The 16,913-nt window shown below is 38.0% G+C and carries 15 protein-coding genes and 1 tRNA gene; 9 read left to right on the forward strand and 7 right to left on the reverse strand.

Features of this window, described 5'->3' with window-relative positions:
• The first annotated feature begins 99 nt into the window (after positions 1–99).
• A tRNA-Arg gene (locus VZD24_RS13290) sits at positions 100–173 on the forward strand.
• A gap of 233 nt (positions 174–406) precedes the next feature.
• On the opposite strand, the gene VZD24_RS13295 is transcribed toward VZD24_RS13290, so the two are convergent.
• A complete protein-coding gene (locus VZD24_RS13295) occupies positions 407–850 on the reverse strand; it encodes a DUF1569 domain-containing protein (RefSeq protein ID WP_342687212.1) in 444 nt (147 codons plus the stop codon).
• Positions 851–983: 133 nt separating this feature from the next.
• On the opposite strand from VZD24_RS13295, the gene radC reads away from it, so the two are divergent.
• Genes radC through VZD24_RS13325 form a run of 6 tightly spaced genes read left to right on the forward strand, consistent with a single transcriptional unit; the run spans position 984 to position 6,456 of the window.
• Complete coding sequence (gene radC, locus VZD24_RS13300) at positions 984–1,679, forward strand: RadC family protein (protein ID WP_279448908.1); 696 nt, start codon at positions 984–986, stop codon at positions 1,677–1,679.
• A 6-nt stretch (positions 1,680–1,685) separates the two neighbouring features.
• Positions 1,686–2,981: a DUF7033 domain-containing protein gene (locus VZD24_RS13305; RefSeq protein ID WP_279448907.1), complete on the forward strand. Its 1,296-nt coding sequence runs from the start codon at positions 1,686–1,688 to the stop codon at positions 2,979–2,981.
• A complete protein-coding gene (locus tag VZD24_RS13310; protein ID WP_342687213.1) occupies positions 2,971–3,660 on the forward strand; it encodes a YjjG family noncanonical pyrimidine nucleotidase in 690 nt (229 codons plus the stop codon). Before VZD24_RS13305 ends, VZD24_RS13310 begins: the two co-directional genes overlap by 11 nt.
• Before the next feature lie 49 nt (positions 3,661–3,709).
• A complete protein-coding gene (locus VZD24_RS13315) occupies positions 3,710–4,255 on the forward strand; it encodes a hypothetical protein (RefSeq protein WP_342687214.1) in 546 nt (181 codons plus the stop codon).
• 3 nt (positions 4,256–4,258) lie between these two features.
• Complete coding sequence (locus tag VZD24_RS13320; RefSeq protein WP_342687215.1) at positions 4,259–5,674, forward strand: DUF5723 family protein; 1,416 nt, start codon at positions 4,259–4,261, stop codon at positions 5,672–5,674.
• Positions 5,671–6,456, forward strand: a complete 786-nt coding sequence (locus VZD24_RS13325; protein ID WP_342687216.1) for a hypothetical protein — start codon at positions 5,671–5,673, stop codon at positions 6,454–6,456. Before VZD24_RS13320 ends, VZD24_RS13325 begins: the two co-directional genes overlap by 4 nt.
• Here the strand turns inward: VZD24_RS13325 and VZD24_RS13330 are convergent.
• A complete protein-coding gene (locus tag VZD24_RS13330; protein WP_342687217.1) occupies positions 6,453–7,730 on the reverse strand; it encodes a replication-associated recombination protein A in 1,278 nt (425 codons plus the stop codon). The genes VZD24_RS13325 and VZD24_RS13330 overlap by 4 nt on opposite strands.
• Before the next feature lie 90 nt (positions 7,731–7,820).
• Between VZD24_RS13330 and VZD24_RS13335 the strand changes: the two genes are divergently transcribed.
• A complete protein-coding gene (locus VZD24_RS13335; protein WP_342687218.1) occupies positions 7,821–8,618 on the forward strand; it encodes a rhomboid family intramembrane serine protease in 798 nt (265 codons plus the stop codon).
• A gap of 2 nt (positions 8,619–8,620) precedes the next feature.
• On the opposite strand, the gene rlmB is transcribed toward VZD24_RS13335, so the two are convergent.
• The 5 genes from rlmB to VZD24_RS13360 all read right to left on the reverse strand — a co-directional run bounded on the left by rlmB (position 8,621) and on the right by VZD24_RS13360 (position 16,274).
• Positions 8,621–9,361: a 23S rRNA (guanosine(2251)-2'-O)-methyltransferase RlmB gene (gene rlmB, locus VZD24_RS13340; RefSeq protein WP_342687219.1), complete on the reverse strand. Its 741-nt coding sequence runs from the start codon at positions 9,359–9,361 to the stop codon at positions 8,621–8,623.
• 128 nt (positions 9,362–9,489) lie between these two features.
• Entirely contained in the window at positions 9,490–9,915 is a 426-nt protein-coding gene (locus VZD24_RS13345; protein ID WP_279448899.1) for a hypothetical protein, read from the reverse strand.
• A gap of 21 nt (positions 9,916–9,936) precedes the next feature.
• Positions 9,937–11,343, reverse strand: a complete 1,407-nt coding sequence (locus VZD24_RS13350; protein WP_342687220.1) for a RagB/SusD family nutrient uptake outer membrane protein — start codon at positions 11,341–11,343, stop codon at positions 9,937–9,939.
• A gap of 50 nt (positions 11,344–11,393) precedes the next feature.
• Complete coding sequence (locus tag VZD24_RS13355; RefSeq protein ID WP_279448897.1) at positions 11,394–14,456, reverse strand: SusC/RagA family TonB-linked outer membrane protein; 3,063 nt, start codon at positions 14,454–14,456, stop codon at positions 11,394–11,396.
• A 120-nt stretch (positions 14,457–14,576) separates the two neighbouring features.
• A complete protein-coding gene (locus VZD24_RS13360; protein ID WP_342687221.1) occupies positions 14,577–16,274 on the reverse strand; it encodes a POTRA domain-containing protein in 1,698 nt (565 codons plus the stop codon).
• A gap of 187 nt (positions 16,275–16,461) precedes the next feature.
• Here VZD24_RS13360 and rpsL point away from each other — a divergent pair, with 187 nt between their 5' ends.
• The gene (rpsL, locus tag VZD24_RS13365) at positions 16,462–16,836 is read left to right on the forward strand and encodes a 30S ribosomal protein S12 (RefSeq protein WP_014782632.1); all 375 of its coding nucleotides are present in this window, start codon (positions 16,462–16,464) and stop codon (positions 16,834–16,836) included.
• Positions 16,837–16,913: the final 77 nt, after the last annotated feature.

Raw genomic sequence — 16,913 nt, forward strand, 5'->3', positions numbered from 1 at the left:
TCATAAGGAAGAATATTTAACAAGAGAAGAGGCTAGAGATAGAGAAAGATATTTAAAGAGTGCGGCAGGGAGAAGATGGAGAAGAAAGCACTTAAATTTGGCCGCGTGGCGCAACTGAATAGCGCATCAGATTTCGGCTCTGAGGGTTGGGGGTTTGAATCCCTCCGCGGTCACGAATAAATGAAAAGGCAGAAAAAAGTTTTGAGCTTGCTCAAAAAACTTTTTTCTGCCTTTTCATTTTCAAAGCGGAGCTTTGAGGGATCACCGCAGGTACTCCCATTCGTGGATTGTTTGGTGATTGGGCTCGTCCGGGAATCCTGTTTTATTCAACTTCTAAAATAGGACTCATAGCAGCGCTAAAAAAATGTTGGATTGACTACAAAAACAAAATGAAAATTACGTTTAACTATTCTCCAAACTGCTTTAAATGATGATCTAAATGCTTGTATTGCATTTGGCCCCATTGCTGTTTTGTAAAATAACCAAAACCAGGATGTGCGTTCCATTCTTCTTGTGTACGCTTGCTTTCAAATTCGTCTAAAAGTGCAATGAGTTTTGTTCTCTCGTTCGTAAAATTTCTAGGTTCAGTTTCTTTTAAGAATCTGGCGGTAGGTAAACTTTTCTTAAATGGTGAGTCGTTATATAGCATCTTTTTAAAGAATAAGGTAGCTAAAAAATTGGAACGAATACCATAATCTTTCTTTTCTAACATAATATTCAATGGTCCTTGACAGTGGTGAAGCATCTGCCCTACGGTCATTTTGCCCCAATGTTTTTCAGAATTCTCAGTAAGAGCGTTTAGTCTTTTTCTAATTTCTAATAAAGTTTCAGTATCAAAAAGCGATTTCATTTTTTGGCCATTAACGAATTGGAAACTATAAATTTATTGAATAATCGCCATTTATTAATGCCTAAAAAGATTATTTTCAAAACTTTATGCCAATTCCCCATTCCTTATTATCTTTAAGGAAACGCAAAAAACCATGGAAGAAAATCACTCCTTTTCCATAAAAAATTGGAACGAAGACGATCGGCCCCGCGAAAAAATGCTACTTAAAGGGCATATAGCCTTAAGCAACGCAGAACTTATTGCTATTTTAATTGGTTCGGGCAATCGCGAGGAAAGCGCCGTTTCGTTAAGTCAGCGAATTTTATCTTCAGTCAGTAATAATTTAAGCGAACTCGGGAGGCGTTCAATCTCTGAATTAATGCAATTTAAAGGGATAGGCCAAGCAAAGGCCATATGTATTGTAGCGGCTATGGAGCTTGGCCGACGCAGAAGAGCGGGAGAGGCATTGGAACGAAAAAAAATTACCTCCAGCAATTCAGTTTTCGAATATGTACAACCCATAATCGGAGAGCTGCCTCACGAGGAATTTTGGATACTGTATTTAAACAATTCAAATAAAATCATTAAAAGTGCACAACTAAGCAAAGGCGGTATTACGGGCACAATTGTAGATGTGCGTTTGGCGTTTAAAGAAGCTTTACAGCTTGGAGCTGTGGGCATTATCTTGGCCCACAACCATCCTTCGGGAACTTTAAAACCCAGCCAGGCCGATATTCAGCTTACTAGAAAATTAAAAACGGCGGGAGACAGTTTAGACATTAAAGTGTTAGACCACCTTATAATTACCGAAAAAGCGTACTTTAGCTTTGCCGATGAAAATATGCTGTAATCTGCTATGCTATTAATCTACACCCAAAAACTTACGCCCCGAATTTCTTATATTTTTAAGCACATCTGTCTGCGTATTTTGGGTATCGATGTAATTTTTACCTCGGTAATCGATGAATTTATAGCACATACAGGTCCAAAAATATCATACGGTAAAAAGCCGCTCGGGAACGAAATGTTCTTTCAAAGCGATGGTCTTTTGGAACAGCAAGGACTGGAAGCTATCGAGGTTACGGTAAAAAAATGGAACAATACATACGGTTTTTTTTCAGTATCTAACATTAGCACCCTGCCTTTTGATATTTTTGCAGCCAGCTTTTTTATGCTAACCCGCTATGAAGAGTATTTACCCCACGTTAAAGATGAAAAGGGACGCTTTATGGCTTCCGAAAGTCTGGCGTATAAAGAAGGGTTTTTACAGCAGCCCATTGTAGATATCTGGGCTTACATTTTTAAAGAGAAACTTTTATCTGCTTTTCCAGAAATTAATTTTCCTGCAAAAAAGATAGCAATCCATCCTGTAATTAAAGCAGCCCAACCTTATGCTTATAAGCAAAAGGGGTTTTTTCGGTCCTTGGTGGGTTATTTCCACAGTCTGGCTCGGGGAAAATTTAGAGAAATAATTAGCCGAACCCAGGTATTAATAGGATATAAACGCGATCCGATAGACACTTTTAAGTGGATGATAAATATTGCAAATCGCAGTAATTTTAAACTAACCGTTTTTTTCCTATTGGGCAATGCTTTGTCATTTAATGAAAGTATGAACACGCACAGGCAAAAGTTTAAATTACTCATTAAATATGTGTCTGATTATAAGGATGTGGGCCTTATTTTTTCGTACAATGCCCTAAAAAATTACAATGTTTTAAAAACTGAAAAACGCAGAATGGAAGAAATAACAAACCGTGCGTTGGACAGTTCTATGAATTCTGAATTTTTAGTGAATTTACCCGATATTTACCGGCATTTGGTAGAGTTGGAGGTGTATCGAGATTTTACGATGGTTTTTCGCGATACCATAGGCTTTAGGGCCGGAACTTGCACTCCTTTTCTTTTTTACGATTTAGATTTTGAAATTAAAACCCCATTGGTAGTGCATCCGGCGGCTATGACAACTTTTGCTTTTCAAAAGAAGTATGCTTCGGATATAGACAAAATTGTTGGGCAAACTATTGCCGAAGTTGAAAAGGTAAACGGTACTTTTACCATGATTTTTTCAAATAAGGATTTTTCTTCTGAAGCAAACAACAAAGTTTGGCGCGCTATCTTTTCAGAAAAACTACAGAAATATGCAGTATAGCGGTATTACAGACGTTTTTTTTGACCTTGACCACACACTTTGGGATTTTGACCGAAATTCTGGTTTGGCGTTTCAAAGAGTATTTCAAAAGCATAAAATAGAACTGCCTTTAGCTGATTTTCTGAAGGTTTACGAACCGATAAATCTTCAATACTGGAAAAAATATCGCGAAGATAGAGTTTCAAAAGAAGAATTGCGACGAGGGCGCTTAACCGAAACCTTCGCAACTTTTAAACTAAAATTTCCTTTGGAAACTATAGACTCTTTGGCGCATTGCTATATAGAGGAACTTCCTGTGGACAACCATCTTTTTATGGGTGCAATAGAAATTCTGGAGTATCTTTCGCCTAAATATAAACTGCATATTATAACAAATGGTTTTGAAGAAGTGCAGCATTTAAAGCTTCAAAATAGTGGCATAAAACAATATTTTAACACGGTTACAACTTCCGAGGAAACAGGTTTAAAAAAACCGCACCCGGTTATTTTTGAAACTGCCCTAACCAAGGCTGCGGTTAATTCGAAAAGCAGTATAATGATTGGCGATAGTTTTGAAGCAGATATTTTGGGAGCCAAAAACGCCGGTATGCACACCCTATTTTTTAATTACAGAAAGGAAAATGTTTCAACTGCAAGTTTTGCAATCAACGAACTTTCTGAAATAAAAAACCATCTGTAATAATATTCTTTACCAATAGTCGTTTATAATTAGCACTTTATCCCCAATTATGAACAGATTATCCCATAACGTTATAATTTTACTACTCGCATGCGCGTTGTTTACGGCTTGTGTAAAAGATACCGATTTTAATCAGGCGGAAGATATTGCTCTAACTCCCGTAATGGAATTGGACTTAATATACTTTAATATTGAAGCCAATCGTTTTTATGACTCATTAACTTCAAACCCGGTTTTTACAGTTAGAGATACCACCGAAATTCGGTTTCTGGATGACAGCAATCTTCAAGAAAATTTAAAAAAAGCCGACTTCTATTTTAAGTTTACCAATAGTATTCCACGAAATTTTGAAGTAGATTTTCAATTTTTAAGTGAAGCCAACGATACGGCGTACGTCGCCGGTACCCCTGTGCTTGAGGGGGCTGTTTCGGCGCCGGTAATTACCGAATACACCCAAATTGTTGAAGGAGAAGATGTACTGCGACTAACACAAGCTAATAAAGTCGTGGTAAGTGTTACGATAGATTCATCTAACGAAAATCTGGAAGGCAGCTTAAATTTGAAATCCAAGACAACCTACTATCTGGAAAACTAAACCATGCGCTATTTCTTTACCCTATTTTTATGTTTCGTGGGCTATTTTGCTATTTCACAAAATAAGCAAATACTTTACGGTTTTGACGATATTCCCCAATCGTTGTTGCTAAATCCCGGTAGCAAAGTAATTCAGAAAAAACATTTTGGAATTCCCTTTTTATCGCAATTTCATTTTAATGGCGGGGCTTCTGGCGTTACTGCTTACGATATTTTTAAGGAGGGAAACGACAATATTAACGACCGCATTCGTGAAAAGATTTTTGAAATGAAAAATTCAGATTTTTTTACCGCCACGGTACAATTGGAACTTATAAATATTGGATGGCGTGCAAAAAACAATATTTACTTTTCTGGGGGTATTTATGAAGAGCTGGATTTTATAACATATTTCCCCAAAGACTTAGCAATATTAGCGTGGGAAGGCAATCGCGACTATCTGGATTATCCTTTTAATCTAGGTGAAATTAGCACGACAGGCGATTTAACAACTGTGTTTCATTTTGGAGCCAATAAACAAATAAGCGATAGGCTAACGGTGGGCGCACGACTTAAAATATATTCCAGCATGTTTAGCTTTCGGAGCGTAAATAATTCAGGAACTTTTACCACGAGATTGGGCGGTGCTGATTCAGAAAATATTTACGAGCACATAGTTCAAAATGCCGATGTAACCGTTGAAACATCTGGCTATGCGCCGTTGCGCGATTTAGATAATTCGTCGCAGGTTACCAGTGAAATTTTAGGTAGAAGTTTATTGGGAGGAAATCTGGGCGTAGGGGTAGATTTGGGCTTCTCGTACGATATGGGCGAAGCTTGGACAATTTCGGCCAGTGCATTGGATGTAGGCGCTATTTTCCATACAAAGGATGTAGAAACCTATCGTGCCCATGGAACCTATACTTTGGACGGTATAAACCTTATTTTTCCACCGTTAAGCGAAGGTGAGTCCACTTTTCCGTATTATGACAATCTTGAAGATGAAGTAAAACGAGAAATTGATGTTGATACACTCAATAATGCATACACCCAATTTAGACCCTTAAAGCTAAACGCAGCAATAAATTTCGGTTTTGGCCGGTTTAATAGCTCTGGTGCCTGCGATTGTTTAAATATGGGAGGAGGGCAACTTCATAAACAAAACGTGGGATTGCAGCTGTATTCTATTTTTAGACCGCAGGGCCCACAGCTGGCAGGAACCCTTTTTTATCATAGAAGGTTTACCAATTTTCTTTCTGCAAAGGCAACCTATACGGTAGATTCGTATTCGTATACAAATGTAGGGCTGGGCGTTTCGGCAGATATAGGTATCGTTAATTTATATCTTGCGGCAGATAATCTTATGAGCTACGGTAATTTGGCCAAAGCAAAAAGTGTATCTTTACAACTAGGATTTAATATAATAATCGACGAAGAATGAGACCATATTTACTTTTAGCAATCGCTTTACTTATCTCTACAAATATTTTTTCGCAGCGTACAAATTTGAGCGATTACAGCTATGTTGTTGTGCCACAACAATATGATTTTTTAAAGGGTAATGATGAGTATAAGTTAAATACAATGACCAAATTCTACTTTGAAAAATACGGGTTTAATGCCTATATGGCAAATGCAGCCCCCAATGCCAATCGTTGCGACGGACTTTATGCAAATGTGGAAGAGCTAAAAACGCTGTTTGGAACAAAACTTCAGATTGTTTTGAAAGATTGCGATGCGAATGAAATCTACAGAAGCCAAGTGGGAAAAAGTAAATATAAAGAATACGATAAAACCTATCAGGACGCGCTTCGGAAAGCATTTAATAGCATTGAAGCGTTGCGTGTAGAACAAAAGAATATAGCCTTGCAAAATCCTTCTAAAACTACTACTCGTTACACCGTTACTACAAAAGTAGATACGCCTGTAAAAATTGATCCGTCTGCTATTTCTGAAGATAACTTACCTTCCGATAAATTTTCTAATTATTCAAATTCGGGTAAAACGTTTTTACTGAGAAAAACTACCGAAGGGTATTCCTTATACGAAGAATCGCCCGCCGCAGAAGACGGACTTCTTTTAAAGGGAAAAATAATACTGATGGAGAAAGTTGTTAAATACATGGATACCGCAGGAAAAGTATCGGACGCGTCTTTTGATGCTGCCGGAAACCTAACGATAAACGATGGTTCTACAGCGACTGTGTACTTTTTTCAAAATTAAAAATCGTATTTGTCCTTCCAAAGATTTTTTAAATAAGCCTTAAGGCTATTTTCCTTCGGATTGTTGCCAGGTTTGTAAAAAGTACTGCCTTTAATTTCTTCAGGTAAAAATTCGTGCGGTACAAAGTTGCCTTCGTAATTATGTGCATACTCGTATTCTTTGCCGTACCCCAATTGCTTCATAAGCTTTGTGGGCGCATTCCGAATTGATAGGGGAACGGACAGATCGCCGGTTTGTCTTACTAGTTGTTGTGCTTCGCCTATGGCTTTGTAGGCAGCATTGCTTTTAGGCGAAGTGGCTAAATAAATTGTGCATTGGCTTAAAATTATTCGCGCCTCTGGGTATCCAATTGTTGTTACTGCCTGAAACGTACTATTTGCAAGTAAAAGAGCGTTCGGATTTGCAAGGCCTATATCTTCGGAAGCCAAAATAACCAATCTTCGAGCAATAAACTTTATGTCTTCGCCTCCTTCTATCATTCGAGCTAACCAATAAACAGCGGCATTGGGGTCACTACCTCTAATGGATTTTATAAATGCCGAAATAATATCGTAATGTTGTTCGCCAGTTTTGTCATAAAGCACTGTATTCTTTTGTGCTTTTTGCATTACCAGTTCGTTGGTGATATTTATTTTTTCAGATTTTTCAGAAAGTACTACCAATTCTAAAATATTCAATAGTTTTCGGGCATCGCCTCCCGAAAGTCTTATGAGAGCTTCGGTTTCATTTAAAGTTACATTCTTTTCCGATAGAATTTCGTCTTTCTGTAATGCCCGTTTTAGTAAAGATTCCATGTCTTCCCGACTGAACGATTCGAGAACATAAACCTGACAGCGCGATAACAGTGCAGGGATTACTTCAAAACTTGGATTTTCTGTAGTAGCGCCAATTAACGTTATCCAACCTTTTTCTACAGCTCCCAACAGCGAATCTTGTTGCGATTTGCTGAAGCGATGAATTTCGTCAATAAAAAGAATAGGATTTTTAGTTGAAAATAAGGTATCGCTTTTTTTCGCTTTTTCAATTACTTCACGTACTGCTGCAACGCCGCTATCTACAGCACTTAAAGTATAAAATGGTCTGCCGCTTTCATTGGCAATTATATTTGCAAGCGTGGTTTTTCCTGTACCCGGTGGCCCCCATAAAATTATGGAAGGTATCATTCCTGTGTTTAATTGCGAGGTAAGTGAACCTTTTGGACCCACCAAATGTTGCTGGCTCAAATAACCTTCTAAAGTGGTAGGACGGATGCGTTCGGCGAGGGGTGTATTCATGGTTTTCAAAATTACAACATTAATAAATCGGTTTCACTGACAATTTATCATAAATTTGATTTAGGGATTGTTTTTTGTAATCACTTTGCTATGAATAATGCAACTCAATTAAAATATAACGCAGATGTGGTATTATACCCATTACTTTTTGTAATGGTGCTTTGGGTTGTATATTGGATTGAAACGCGGTTTAATATCAATTTAAATTATTTTGGGGTTTATCCACGATCTGTTGAAGGCTTACGCGGTATTATTTTTAGTCCTTTTATCCACGGTAGTTTAAAACATCTTTTTAATAACTCCGTGCCTCTTTTTGTGCTTACTGCTGCACTCTTCTATTTTTATAGAGACATCCGTTGGAGGGTATTGTTTTTTGGTTTGTTATTTACAGGTTTAGCTACTTGGGTAATAGGTCGCTCGTCGTTGCATATTGGGGCAAGCGGGGTAGTGTATATGTTGGTTGCTTTTTTATTTTTTAAAGGAATTTTTTCTAAACAATTTCAGTTAACTGCGCTGGCTTTAGTTGTAGTTTTTCTCTACGGAGGTATGTTCTGGTATGTGTTTCCTGTAAATCCCGAAATATCATGGGAAGGTCATTTATCGGGTTTCTTTGTGGGTTTTTTCTTCTCCTTTTTATTTAAGACAAAGCCAATTGAACGCAAAAAATACGAATGGGAAAGGGAAGGTTATAATCCGGATAACGATCCGTTTTTAAAGCAGTTTGACGAGGATGGAAACTTTATTGAATTACCAAAAGAACCGGTTGAACCAACTGTATCTGTAGATGCTCCGCCTCAGCCTACTATAAAACAAATGGCAGCCCAAAATAGACCAACGGTGAAAATAGTTTACACCTATAAAAATAAAGAAGAAGACGAAACTGATTAGGGCTATTGACGTCGTTGTCTGGTTACTTCGTATAAAAATGCACCACAGGCTACGGAAACATTTAAGGAATTTATCTCGCCAAGTAGGGGAAGAGATGCTTTTTCATCAACCAGCGTAAGAACGGATTTTGACACTCCTTTACCTTCAGAACCCATAATAATTGCCAGAGGTTTAATTAAATCTACAGCGTAAATTTCGTTGGATGTATGTTCTGTCGCTGCAACAGTGGTAATTCCCGAACCATGCAAATAGAATATTGCATCTTTAATATGATCTACTTTGCAAATTGGAATCTTAAAGATAGCTCCAGCTGAGGTTTTTACAGTATCGCCGGATACGGGAGCGCCTCCCGACTTTTGAATTATTACTGCATCAACACCAGTGCATTCCGCGGTGCGTAAAATAGCGCCAAAATTTCGCACATCGGTAATCTGGTCTAACACTAAAAATAATGGGGTTTTATCACTTTCCAAGGCTTTTTCAACAACAGACTCTAAAGAATGAAATGCCACCGGCGAGGTAAGAGCAACAATACCTTGATGATTTCCTTTGGTTAACCTGTTTAATTTTTCGAATGGAACGATATTTATGGTAACCTTGGCTTTCTCCAGCTCCTTTATTAGGCTTTCAATTTTATCGCTTTCTATTCCTTTTTGAATATAAACTTTATCAAAAACAACTTGAGAAGAGAGGGCCTCCTTGATTGGGTAGATTCCAAAAATAGTATTTGTTTTATCGTTCATGGTTTCGTGCTGATATTAATAAGTGTTGGCAAAGGTAAAGAGAATATTCAAGTAATCTTTAGTTAAATTTCAGGTAAAAAAAACACCCCTTAAAAAGGGGTGCTTTATAAACTTGAGGTTATTAAAAATTAATTTTTAACACCTATTTGAGATCTACCTCCAGAAACAATATTAGGTTCTGGCTTAATAGCAATACGGAAATAACGTCTTGTATCGTCAATAGAATTGTCTATTGCAGTAACACCAAACATAACCTCACGGGTATTTGCTGGAATGGTAACTGTGCTTTCAAACGTATAGTTTTCAGGTGCAGTTGGTAATGTATCTGGTGCAACTGTAATTACAGAGAATGTTCTGGCTACATTTGATAAATCAGAAACAAATACCTTTACGCTATCAGTTTTTGAACCGCCTTCAGGAACGCTTATGTTTTTAGTTAAGGTTACAAATCCTACGGTAGTCAGACGATTTTCATCGTAATCGTCGTAAGTTTCACAAGAAACAGCAACAAGTGCGATAGCTAGAATAACGATTAATATATTAACTTTTTTCATTTTGATAGATTTTTAAAATTATTAATATCCAGGGTTCTGAACAAGGTTAGGGTTCACGTCCATAGAGCTTTGCGCAATTGGCATCTGGAATTTAATGTTACCAGCAGAAAGTGCTTGTTGATCTGATGGAGTACCAGAACCGTCGGCAAGGTCACCAAATCCTTCACGATCTACAGGTAAGCCCCAACGTTTAAGATCGAACCATCTTTGGTATTCAAAAGCAAATTCAAGTCTTCTTTCCAATCTAATGGCATCACGTAATGCGGTACCAGTTTCTCCACTTGGAGGCGTAGTGTATCGTTTAGTTCTTACAACGTCTAATGCAGTTCTGGCAGGACCTTCTTGACCTAAGTTATACAAAGCTTCTGCTTTGTTTAAATGTGCTTCGGCAGCACGAAGGATCTTGATGTCAACCTGACCGTTAGACTGACCTGTTCTTCCGAACAACTTTTTGATTGCGTTAAATTGAAGACCGTCAGCATTGTTAGCAGCTTGCATCGTATACGCTTCTTTACGGATATCATCCTCAGCAAATTTAGTGTATAGACCGTAAGAAACTACATACTCAGGAATTAAGTTTGTTAAACCACCTTGGCTCCATACAACACCTACACTAATTCCGAAAATTGGAAGTTCGTTAGGGATGTAAAACAATAAACCTGATTTGTTAGCATCTTCCCATACACCTACAACATCAGAACGAGGTGCAACCGGAGTGCTTACACGGTTAGCTGCATCAATGGCAGATTGCCATTTACCCATATATAGATAAACTCTAGATAATAAAGTATTTACAGCATCTTTGTTTAAACGACCTGGATCGTTTTCTTCGTTTATACCAGCAGCAGCCTCAGTAAGATCGGTTACAATTTGGTCATAAACAGCTCCTACTGTTTCTCTTGCAGGTTCAATATCTGCATCTGGTACAGTTACGTATGCAATACCTAAGCTTCCGTTAGCATCACTAGATTGTGTTGGTATCTTTCCGTAGAAACTAACAACATTAAAGTGAGCTAATGCTCTAAGGGCCTTTGCTTCAGCAACAACATTTTCTTTGTTCTCGCCTTCAAAACCTTCGCTATTTGCTAACAAAAGGTTGGCTCTATAGATTAATTCATAAGCTCCTAAATATAGTCCGTACATTGGACCATCTGCGGCGCCATATTGCCAGTTGTGTAAACTTCTTCTAGACCCACGACCTTTCTGTGCGAAAGTAACGTTGTCTGATAATACATCTGGGGCATCTAACATTCCGCCGGCATCACTACCACCGTAAAAACCACCATTAGTTAAGCTTTCGTAAACACCGCGTATAGCGTTGTCAAAATCTGCAGCAGTAACGTATGCATTTTCATTACCAAATGAGTCAAATGGTATTTGGTCCAATTCCTTATCGCAAGAAGTAAAAGCTCCTACGATGAAGGCCAAAATTGTTATTTTATAAATTATTTTTTTCATTGTATCAATTTTTTTTAAAATTAGAAACTAACATCCAAACCTATTTGGAATGATTTGGTGTTTGGATAGCTATAAAGAGTTGCCTCACCCGGTGCTACCGCATCTCCAAACGCGATGGTCTCTCCTGATGAAATACCAACCTCAGGATCTCCCCAGAATTTTGAAAAGGTCAATAAGTTTTGTCCTTGTACATAAATTCTTAAAGAATTGATTGGTGTTTTATCTAGGGTTGCACTTGGGAACGAATAGCTAAGCGTAACGTTACGCATACGTATGTAATCTCCTTTTTCTAACCATCTGTCTGAACTTCCTGTAATGTTTGAATCTTCAGCGGCATATATTGGGCTTGGAAGAACACCAGTATCGCCAGGTTGTTGCCAGTAGTTAAAGGCATTGGTAGCTTGGTTGTCAGCAATTGCTAATCCATCAGATTCGCGATCTGAACGTACAAAGTTGTTAATCCAGTTACCGTACTTAAATACGAAGTCTGTTCTTAGACCCCAGCCTTTGTAAGTAATGTTAGAGAAGAAACCACCTTCTTTATCTGCAATGGTTGATTTTCCTTGGAAAACACGGTTTTCACCAGCAGGTAGTTCGTTAGCAAAGTAAACGTTGCCATCAGCTCCGTAGAATTGAGATCTACCAGTTGCAGGATCAACACCGGCATATCTAATTAAGAAGTGCTCGTTGATTTTTTGGCCTTCGCTCCAACGAATGTTGAAAGTATCTCCAGCATCAATATCTTCACCTTCTGGAAGGCTCACGATTTCGTGATCTAAGAAGATGATGTTACCTCCTAAAGTCCAAGTTAAGTCTGAGTTACGAAGTACATCAGCTTGTAAAGAGAATTCTAAACCTTTGTTGCGAATGTCTCCAAGGTTACCAGCAATAGTACCAACTCCAGATTCGTCGGCTTTAGGGATATTAAATAATAAATCTGTTGTGTTTCTGATAAAGTAATCGGTAACAGTTCTAACTCTGTTGTTGAACATATTCAACTCAAGACCTACGTTAGTTGTAGTAGTTGTTTCCCAGCTTAATGTGCGGTTTTCAACGTTATCTGGCTCTGTACTTGAACCTCCAGGGTAAGCTCCAAAACCAACGGTTCCTTGCCAAGCATATCTAGATAATCCATTTCTGTTACCTACTGAACCGTAAGAACCTCTTAAAGATAAATCGTTAATAAAACCTACTTGGAAGAATTCTTCTTTAGCTACGTTCCAACCAACACTTCCACTATAGAAAGTACCGAATTTAACGTCTTCACCAAAGTTAGATGATCCATCACGACGTACAGATGCTTGAATAGAATAACGCTCTTTAAAGTCGTAATCTGCGAAAGCACCGTATGATACTAAAGTTAATCTGTTTCTGTTAGTAATACCAACTGTAACTTCTGCCGCGTTAGATTGTGTTGTTAACAAAGCTGAAGGGAAACCAATACTTCTTACAAATTGTCTGTTGAATTCGTTCATGTTGAATTCGTATAAACCAAGAACGTTTAAGTTGTGGTCGTCTGTAGAAAGGTTATAGTTTACACGGTTACTTACTGTAAAGTCAACTCTGTGTTGTTGGTCGTCAAACTTGTTTCCTGGTTTTGTTGGATCTCCAATAAGAGCATCTAATATACCACCTGGCTTAGAATAGCTCTCTCTTCTTCTTGCCAACCAGTTAACAGCAACGTTTAGGTTATAGCTCCAGTGTTCGTTGAAAGTTACAACAGCATCTACACTACCAAGAGTGGTGTTGTCCATATCTTCACTAGGCTCTGAAAGCAATGCTCCTCTAATTGGGAACGTAGTATGTGTTGGGTTGTAAATTGGATTTCCGTTTTCGTCCAATACAAGAGCACCTGTATCGTCAATAACGAATTCAGTTTCGTAACCATTGTAATCTAGCAAACCTCTAAAAGGGTTTTGCGTGTTATTTCTATCTCTTGGCTCATCGCTCATAGATCTAGAATAACCAACATTTACACCAACTGTTAACCATTCTTTAGCATCAAAGTTTACGTTTAAACGTGCACCAGTTCTTTCGAAACCACTAATATTATCAATAATACCTGTGTTTTTATCATTGGTTACAGAAAAATAGTAGTCCATTTTTTCAGCACCCCCAGAAATAGATACACTATTGTTTTGAACAATACCGTCTTTTAAGATTAAATCTGCCCAATCTACTTCGTTATCTAGAAGAAATTGACGCTCAGCAGATCCTGGCGCAGTAGTTACACCTGGAAGGGAAGCAGCACCTGTAACACCTAACGCATACATTTCAGCTTCGTACTGCATTTTTTCAGCAGCCGTCATCATCGTGTAGTTAGGGTCAATTCTAGATGTTACACCATAACGAGAACTAAAGCGCACAACGGCGTCTTTGTTACGGTTACCACTTTTAGTAGTAATAATAACAACCCCGTTAGACCCTCTAGAACCGTATCGAGCGGTCATAGCAGCATCCTTTAAAATGGTAATGTTTTCAATGTCCTCATTTGGGATATTTGCAAGATCTTGCTCCCTGATTGGCGCGTTATCCACTATATATAATGGAGAAGATGCACCAGCAACAAGAGATCCTGTTCCACGAATACGAACAAAAGCTCCTTGGCCCGGTTTCCCGTTGGCAGCAGTTACCTGTACCCCGGCCGCCTTACCTTGCAGCATGTTGTCAATACTGGTAGTTGGCGCCATTTGCGAAAGCTCTGCAGCAGATATTGAAACTACCGCTGAGTTTTGTACCGTTTGGTTTCTTGTAGAATACCCAGTAACGACAACCTCACTCAAGCTTTCACCTGGTTGTAGGTTAACGTCAATTTTATTTTGAGCTCCTACTTTTACTTCCTTGGTGTCAAAACCTACATAACTAAAGGTAAGTGTTTGGCCCACATTTGCAGATATGGAGTAATTTCCATCAAAATCTGACTGTGTTCCAGTACTTGTTCCTTTGATTATAACGTTTGCACCAGGCAATGGCAGACCTGTTTCGTCCGTCACCGTACCTGTAATAGTTTTTTGCTGTGCGAAGGTAAGCTGCACAACTAACGCTAGCAAGAGCGTTAAAATTCCACTAAACTTTGTTCTCATTTTTATAAATTATTTGAATTAGCCAACGGCAAAAATCATAATAAAAAGTTAATTACACAAGTATTTGCTGCCAATTTTTAGGTTTATTTAGCGGGCATCAGTGTTTTAAGCCTAAGTAATTTAGAATTTAGATGAAATACTGATGTGTACTTTGGTGTTTGTAAGATTGAAAGGGGTGTTTTGCCTATTTCCGTTAGCTATGTTAAATCGAAATATTCCTGCTTTTGTGTTTAGGCCAAGTCCGAGCCCAAAACTGTAGATCTTTTCTTTTAAGGAAATGGTCTGATTTTCAAAATAACCTACATCTATAATACTGTGTAAGTAAACCCCATCGTTAAATTGGTAGCGATACTCTGTATTTAGTACCGAAAATAACGATGCGTCTATGCTGTTTTCGTCAAAACCGCGGATGCTGTTTATTCCACCAAAACGAAAAAGTTCGTTTATTAAATATGAGTCGCTAAAAAGCGCGCTCGTACTATTTTGAACAAACAAGGAATTGCGGTAATTAAGATTAAAAATATTTGATATTACAGAGGTGAAGCCAATCTGGTCCTCCGACTCGCTTTTTTGTTTGCGGGATCCAATCCCCATATCTAAATAAATTGCTGTTTTTACGGGGAACAGTTTTCGGTTTTGTGGTTTTTTATAGTTGCCGCCAAAGATAAAAAACCGAGATGTAAAATCTTCAATTGGTATTCCGGCAATTACTTCATCCAGCAGGTTGCTAGATTCGTATCCTTTATATCCCACGTATAAAGTAGATCGAGTGTCTAATTGATAGGTGGAACGCAGTTGTTGTTCTGTAGTGATAAAAGTGCTGTCTCTTTTAAAAATCATTAATTCGCCACTGAGCCCAAATGGTGAGCTAAACAGATAGGGAAGGGTGAGCTTGGTTTTAAAATTAATCTGCTTTTCACCATCAGATTTGTAATTTATTAATAGCTGTTCGCCGTAGTTTAAATTGTTGTTGAGTTCTAAATTTAAATAGCCATTAAACGTCAATTTTTGAGATTCCTCATCGGTGGCAAATCCTAAAATTCCATCAAAGAGATTGTTCTCTTCTTTTTCCAAATAAAAATATACGGTGGTTGAATCTTCCCGGAATAGTGCTTCGGGTGGCTTAATAGACGAAACAAAACCTAGGCTGTTTAGGTTTTCGTTTTGCGCTAACAATTTTTTCTGGTCAAAAAGTTTGCCTTTCCTTACCCCGGCATAGTATTTTAAATAGCTTTTTGGGAATTTTTCGTACCCTTTTAAAACAATGGAATCTACGGTGCGCAACTTGCCGTTTTCTATAAGCAGTGTAGCGCTTAAATTTCCGGCTCCAGTGTTGTTGAACGCAGTTAACCTCACCCGGGCAAAAGCATTTCCTTTGGCGTTTCTATACGCTGTAAGTTTTCTTAACGCGGTTGGAATGGTTTCAAAAGGAAGTATAAAATAGGAGCTGTCTATCTGTGAGGCTACGTGTTGAAGTTCTTTTTTTGAAAAATCTTTTTCCGAATAGTACACCTTTATATTGTTGTACTTCCTTCCAAGAAAAAATGCGGCCGTATAGCTGCTGTCGTTTTCTTTTTTAAGTTGAAGCAATTCACTTTCAATAAAACCCATGCGTTGTAGTTTTAAGTGTAGGGTGTCGGTTTCATTTTTTAGCGAAATAAAATCTTTATAGGAAGCAGGTAGTTGCAATGAATCTACAACCCCTTCCGGAATTTCCTTCTCTGCTTTTAAGGAGAGCGACAATTCCTGTGCCTGAATTCCGAAGAAAAAACAGGAATATATATTAAGGAGTAAAAAAAGTGTGCAATTATTTTTCAAAAAAAGAGCGAATTTACGATGTAAAACTAACGTTTCAACTTGCCATTTCATATGCAAACAAAAAAAATATTAAAAGAGTGCTGAAAATTAATTGAGTATGGTTTGATTAGTAAAAAAATTATTCTACATTTGCATCCCCTAAAAATAGGGGTGTTTTATTTTTAAACAGTAATAATACATATTTTATATGCCAACAATTTCACAATTAGTACGTAAAGGAAGGACCAAAATAACCAAGAAGAGTAAATCGGTTGCTTTGGATTCGTGCCCACAACGTCGTGGTGTTTGTACGCGTGTATATACTACTACGCCTAAGAAGCCTAACTCTGCAATGCGTAAAGTTGCAAGGGTAAGACTTACAAATGGTAAGGAAGTAAACGCATACATCCCAGGCGAGGGTCACAATCTCCAAGAGCACTCGATAGTATTGGTTAGAGGTGGAAGGGTAAAAGATTTGCCAGGAGTTAGATATCACATTGTTCGTGGAGCATTAGACACCGCAGGTGTTGCAGGCCGCACGCAACGTAGATCTAAGTACGGAGCAAAACGCCCTAAGAAGTAAAAACGCAACGCTTGCGTTTTAAGAAAAATGAAAACGGGTTTAGCGCCAATTATTGATAAAATATTTAGCGTTTACCA

The organism is Aequorivita flava, from assembly GCF_038742595.1.
Lineage (GTDB): Bacteria > Bacteroidota > Bacteroidia > Flavobacteriales > Flavobacteriaceae > Aequorivita > Aequorivita marisscotiae.

What these genes read in the sequence shown, in the direction of transcription:
- rpsL (WP_014782632.1), top strand. Translation starts at nt 16,462, where the DNA reads ATGCCAACAATTTCACAATTAGTACGTAAAGGAAGGACCAAAATAACC.
- VZD24_RS13325 (WP_342687216.1), top strand. Translation starts at nt 5,671, where the DNA reads ATGAGACCATATTTACTTTTAGCAATCGCTTTACTTATCTCTACAAAT.
- VZD24_RS13345 (WP_279448899.1), bottom strand. Translation starts at nt 9,915, where the DNA reads ATGAAAAAAGTTAATATATTAATCGTTATTCTAGCTATCGCACTTGTT.
- VZD24_RS13310 (WP_342687213.1), top strand. Translation starts at nt 2,971, where the DNA reads ATGCAGTATAGCGGTATTACAGACGTTTTTTTTGACCTTGACCACACA.
- VZD24_RS13315 (WP_342687214.1), top strand. Translation starts at nt 3,710, where the DNA reads ATGAACAGATTATCCCATAACGTTATAATTTTACTACTCGCATGCGCG.
- VZD24_RS13305 (WP_279448907.1), top strand. Translation starts at nt 1,686, where the DNA reads ATGCTATTAATCTACACCCAAAAACTTACGCCCCGAATTTCTTATATT.
- VZD24_RS13355 (WP_279448897.1), bottom strand. Translation starts at nt 14,456, where the DNA reads ATGAGAACAAAGTTTAGTGGAATTTTAACGCTCTTGCTAGCGTTAGTT.
- VZD24_RS13335 (WP_342687218.1), top strand. Translation starts at nt 7,821, where the DNA reads ATGAATAATGCAACTCAATTAAAATATAACGCAGATGTGGTATTATAC.
- VZD24_RS13330 (WP_342687217.1), bottom strand. Translation starts at nt 7,730, where the DNA reads ATGAATACACCCCTCGCCGAACGCATCCGTCCTACCACTTTAGAAGGT.
- VZD24_RS13295 (WP_342687212.1), bottom strand. Translation starts at nt 850, where the DNA reads ATGAAATCGCTTTTTGATACTGAAACTTTATTAGAAATTAGAAAAAGA.
- VZD24_RS13320 (WP_342687215.1), top strand. Translation starts at nt 4,259, where the DNA reads ATGCGCTATTTCTTTACCCTATTTTTATGTTTCGTGGGCTATTTTGCT.
- radC (WP_279448908.1), top strand. Translation starts at nt 984, where the DNA reads ATGGAAGAAAATCACTCCTTTTCCATAAAAAATTGGAACGAAGACGAT.
- rlmB (WP_342687219.1), bottom strand. Translation starts at nt 9,361, where the DNA reads ATGAACGATAAAACAAATACTATTTTTGGAATCTACCCAATCAAGGAG.